At 50.9% G+C, this 3,784-nt stretch carries 3 protein-coding genes; all 3 read left to right on the top strand.

Annotated elements, in window-relative coordinates; translation table 11 throughout:
• Positions 1 to 68 precede the first annotated feature (68 nt).
• From ACI31J_RS02155 to wecB, 3 genes are read left to right on the top strand one after another with little or no spacing between them, the layout of a single operon-like run.
• Complete coding sequence (locus tag ACI31J_RS02155) at positions 69 to 1,361, top strand: glycosyltransferase family 2 protein (protein WP_439772809.1); 1,293 nt, start codon at positions 69 to 71, stop codon at positions 1,359 to 1,361.
• 14 nt (positions 1,362 to 1,375) lie between these two features.
• Positions 1,376 to 2,512 carry a glycosyl hydrolase family 8 gene (locus ACI31J_RS02150; protein WP_439772808.1) on the top strand — a complete coding sequence of 379 codons (1,137 nt, stop codon included), beginning with the start codon at positions 1,376 to 1,378 and terminating at the stop codon, positions 2,510 to 2,512.
• 2 nt (positions 2,513 to 2,514) lie between these two features.
• Positions 2,515 to 3,660: a non-hydrolyzing UDP-N-acetylglucosamine 2-epimerase gene (gene wecB, locus ACI31J_RS02145; protein ID WP_439772807.1), complete on the top strand. Its 1,146-nt coding sequence runs from the start codon at positions 2,515 to 2,517 to the stop codon at positions 3,658 to 3,660.
• Positions 3,661 to 3,784: the final 124 nt, after the last annotated feature.

Below are 3,784 nucleotides of genomic sequence, written 5' to 3'. Positions count from 1 at the left end.
CTCCATTATGATGAGCAAATCTATTCAAAGGGGAAAGGGGATGAAAAATAGTGGTACAGGAAACGTTAATGATTATCACCTTGGTTTCAATCTGGATCTCCCTCTTCATGTCTATCTTCACTCTCGGTGGAGCAACTGCTTTTTGGCTCAAGCACAGTGCTAAGGTGGTCAAGATTACCCCGCTCTCCCGTTATCCGATGATCACGATTGCCGTCCCTGCCCATAACGAGGAAGTGGTGATTGCCCAGACGACCCGGGCGATTCTAGACATGAATTATCCTGCTGATCGAATGGAGCTGCTGCTTTTTGCCGATAACTGTACTGACGGGACCGCAGCCGAAATGCGGCGCACACTTGCTGACCCGCGCTACCGCAACCGCAACGTCCGAATAATTGAGCGGACCGGTTCTGGTGGTAAGGCCGGTGTCCTCAATGACGCCCTCAAGATGGCCCACGGTGACTACATTGGCGTTTACGATGCCGATGCAATGCCGGAAACCAATGCCCTCTACTTTCTAGTGCGGAAGGCCCTGGAAAATCCGGAACGCTACGTCGCTGTTTTTGGTCGCAATAAGACCCGGAATGCCCAGCAGAACTTCCTCACCCGGTGCATCAATCAAGAGATTGTTGTGACCCAGCGAATCCGTCATTGCGCGATCTGGCACCTCTTCAAGATCGGTTTTATTCCCGGGACTAACTTCATCATCCAACGCCAGTTTGTTCAGGAGATTGGCGGGTGGAGTGATGGTGCCTTGACCGAGGATACTGACATCTCGTTTAAGATCATGCAACGTGGCAAGCTGATTGCCCTGGCCTACAATTCAGAGGCCTTTCAACAGGAACCAGAGCGGGTGCATGACTATTACTTCCAGCGTCTCCGTTGGGCCAAGGGAAACTACCAAGTGATTATTCATAACCTTCGGCACCTTTTTGACCACAGCAACTGGCGGGTGAAGCTGGAAATTTTCTACTATTCCTGTATCTTCTTCTGGTTCAACGCTGCAATTGTCCTGTCTGACATCATCTTTCTTGCTAACGCCGGTTACCTTATTGCACGGTTCTTTGATCCAGCACTAGCTATTCCATTTACCTTTGGTGAGAGTAACATTCTGATTATGCAGGTTCTGCTGTTAAACTGGCTCTTGATGATTATCCTGTATATCCTTCAAATATCAACCGCAATGGCAACCCAGTTTGGTCAGGCGACGACGAGTCAAATCTGGCTGGCACTGGCTTCTTACTTCACCTATTCACAACTTTTTATCCTCGTTTCCATTCATGCCGTTTGTTCCGTCAGCCTGGATGCGATACTGGGCCGTAATGGCAATGTGTGGGTCAAGACGAAGCGCTTTGATGACTAGGGGGAGGAAAAATTATGAGATTATCTAAATTTACGTGGTTCTTAGTGGCGGTAATCACGATCATCTATACTGCCATCTTCATCGTCATTCGCGTTCAGAACCCGCACCATATTCAAGCAACGAGTTATCAGCAGTGGCGCAAAACGTATGTTATTAAGCAATCCGCGAACCGATCCTTTGTCAACACCAGTAACCAGCGGTCCAAGCCCGTCGCCCTTTCGGAGGGGCAGGGGTACGGCCTCTACATCACCGCCGCGGCCGGGCAGCATGGCTGGGCAAGCTCCCGGGACTTTGATCAGCTGTTGAATTATTACCTCGCCCACCGGGACAGGGTCGGTGAAAACCATCAAACGCAGACCTACCTGATGAAATGGCGCCAGTACCAAAAGAAGGGGCACTGGGTCAGTGATATCAACAGTGCAACCGATGGTGATCTCTTTATTGCCATGGCCCTCCACCAGGCTACCCAAATCTGGCCAAAGCGGGCGGCCTACTACCGTAACCTCGAACATCACCTAACTAATGATATTCTGGCCTATGAATACAATCCCCAAACGAAGGCGCTGACGGTTGGCGATTGGGCAACAAGCAAGTCAAAATACTACCGGTTGATGCGAACATCGGACGTCGCTCCGACCTTCTTCGATGCCTTTTACCATTCTAGTCACGATCCCCGGTGGCGAACCGTTAAAAACGGCATGCTCGACCGCCTGGCCGATCTCAGTGTCCAACACCAGACCGGGCTAGTCCCCGACTTTGCCTGGATAACTGCTGACAGTGCTAAACCAGTTAAACCATGGACCGTCGCTAGTGAAAACGATGGCAACTATTCTGCCAATGCCTGCCGGGTACCGATGATGCTGGCGGCCAGCAAGGATCCGCGGGCCCAAAAAACGCTCTCCCGGATGATGAGGTTTTTCAGTCACCGGACGCACGTAACGGCGGGTTACACCCTAACTGGGCAACAATTGAATCACTACCAATCGGCCAGTTTTAGTGCACCGATCTTTGAAGCAGTGAGTTTTAACCGTAACCACGGGTATGACAACCTCTTTTCTAGTCAAAAGTTTGTTTTCAGTAAGCCCCTGCCTAAGGATAATTACTATGACGCAACATTAACAACCATTGCGGCAATGGAAGGAATGAATTAACAATGAAAAAGAAAATAATGACGGTCTTCGGGACGCGCCCGGAGGCTATTAAGATGGCACCGGTCGTCAAACAGCTGATTGCTGACGAGCAGACAACACCAATCACCGTCGTCACCGGGCAGCACCGCGAAATGCTCAAGCAGGTCTTAGACATCTTCCAAATTAAACCCGACTATGACCTGAGCATCATGGAGAAGAATCAGAGCCTGGAACAGATCACCAGCAAGGTTCTGCTGGGATTAGCCCCGATTCTGCAACGAGAGCAACCAGACCTGGTCCTTGTTCATGGGGACACCACCACCACGATGGCCGCTAGCCTCAGTGCGTTCTACCATCATGTTCCGATCGGTCACGTCGAGGCGGGCCTGCGGACGTGGAACTTGGCCTCGCCGTTTCCTGAGGAAGCCAACCGCCAGCTGACTGATGACCTATCGAGCATTTATTTTGCCCCGACTGAGCTAAGCCGGGAAAACCTATTGAAGGAGCATCACTCTGCTGACCGCATCTATGTGACCGGCAACACAGCAATTGATGTCCTCAAGTACACGATCAATCACGAATATCATCACCAGGTTCTCGATCAGATTCCAGCTGATCACCGCATCATCCTGCTGACGATGCACCGACGGGAAAATCAGGGTGTTCCGATGGCTAACGTCTTCCGGGCCATTCGTGAGGTTGCCCAGGCCGATCCTCATCTGGACATCATTTATCCTGTTCACCTAAGCCCCAAGGTTCAAGAAGTTGCTCGCCAGGCCTTTGCGGGGGCTCCCAATGTCCACCTTATTGACCCGTTGGACGTGGTTGACTTCCACAACTTAGCAGCACGGAGTTACTTTATCATGACCGATTCCGGTGGCGTTCAGGAGGAGGCACCGGCATTGAACAAGCCAGTGCTCGTCCTCCGCAATACCACCGAGCGTCCCGAAGGCGTTGATGCCGGGACACTGAAACTGGTTGGTACTCAGTCGGCTGACGTTCGGCAAGCCATGCTTACCCTGCTGAACGATGATCAGGAGTATCAACGGATGGCAACGGCACGGAACCCGTATGGGGATGGTCATGCGGCTGAGCGGATCGTTGAGCATTGCAAGGAGTTCCTCACTAAAGATATTATGCAAACTAAGCGTGAGAAAAGAGCTGGCTGAAAATCAATTTTGGGAAGCTCCGTATCCGTAAGCCCTGCGAAAACATAAACAGCACCTAAGCATTCGAAAACTGAAGTGCAATAAAAAAGTTAGACAAAATTGAATATTTAAGCTGCTAAGGTAT

Source organism: Limosilactobacillus sp. (assembly GCF_051873075.1).
Classification (GTDB): Bacteria; Bacillota; Bacilli; order Lactobacillales; family Lactobacillaceae; genus Limosilactobacillus.
The sequence above is the reverse complement of the archived record's forward strand: the minus strand, read 5'-3'. Positions and strand labels throughout refer to the sequence as shown.